At 62.9% G+C, this 1,003-nt stretch carries 2 protein-coding genes; one reads left to right on the top strand and one right to left on the bottom strand.

The annotated features are described in order from the left end of the window. Positions 1–609: LysR substrate-binding domain-containing protein (locus OP495_RS18215; protein ID WP_280571182.1), on the top strand; the 609-nt coding region annotated here is incomplete at its 5' end. Positions 610–618: 9 nt separating this feature from the next. On the opposite strand, the gene OP495_RS18210 is transcribed toward OP495_RS18215, so the two are convergent. After that, positions 619–1,003: exopolysaccharide biosynthesis protein (locus tag OP495_RS18210; protein ID WP_280571181.1), on the bottom strand; the 385-nt coding region annotated here is incomplete at its 5' end.

Below are 1,003 nucleotides of genomic sequence, written 5' to 3'. Positions count from 1 at the left end.
GCCTTCTACTGGGTCATGCCGCGCCTCGCCGCGTTCAACCGGCAACACCCGGAAATCGAGGTACGCCTGGTGACCTCGACGCGCCCGGTGGTCGAGCATCACGACTATTTCGACGTGGCGCTGCAGACCAGCGGGCGCCCCAGCGGCAGCCACGCACTGTCCTTCACCGCATCCGACGAGATCTTTCCAATTTGCAGCCCTGACTATCTCGCCACACAACATCGCCCCATCACCCTGGCGAACCTCGCCGAGCACCGTTTGCTGCACCACAGGGCTGACGCACCGGACTGGTTCGAGTGGGATAGTTGGCTACGCGCCATGGGAAATTTCGTGCCCACCTTGGGCAACGGCATGATTTTCGATAGCTATCCGCTGGTCCTTCAGGCAGCGCTTGCCGGGCACGGTATCGCCCTGGGCTGGCGACGCACGGCTGAGCGTCTGGTGCAAAACGGCCAGCTCGTGCGGCCAGTCGATGCGTCGCTGCCACTCAGCGACGCACTCTCGGTATATACACGGCAAGGCGCTCAATCGCGTGTGGAGACGCTGGCGCTACTGGACTGGCTGCAGCATGAATTCCACGTAGATCATGGCGGTGAAGCGGACTTTTGAAGTGACGTATCACAACAAGGCGTAAGCTACACCGCTCACCGTCCCTCCGGTGAGGATCAGCGCCAACAGCGCCCAGAGGCCGTCATTGGCCATCAACGACAAGCCGAACATCATCAAGGCCAGCCCCGCGCCATTGGCCGAGAAGGGCACCACCTCCATCAACGGCATCGCCAGGGCAATGAGAAAGCAGAAAAGCGCCACGAGATAGGTGCCGGCGCGCTGGGTCAACCAGGTCAGGCGCGGTTTCAACAAACGGTCGATGGCCCGGGCCGGCTTGCGCATCCAGGTCACCGCCTTGTCCAGCTTGGCGCAGGAGACCGAGCGCTTCAAAAGCCAGCGAGGCAGCCAGAACGTGCGGCGCCCTACCAGCAACTGCCCCGCCACCAGCAGGACC

The sequence above is a fragment of the Chromohalobacter sp. 296-RDG genome, assembly GCF_029889885.1.
GTDB lineage: Bacteria > Pseudomonadota > Gammaproteobacteria > Pseudomonadales > Halomonadaceae > Chromohalobacter.
Note: the sequence above shows the minus strand (reverse complement) of the source record. Positions and strands in the feature narration are given on the sequence as shown.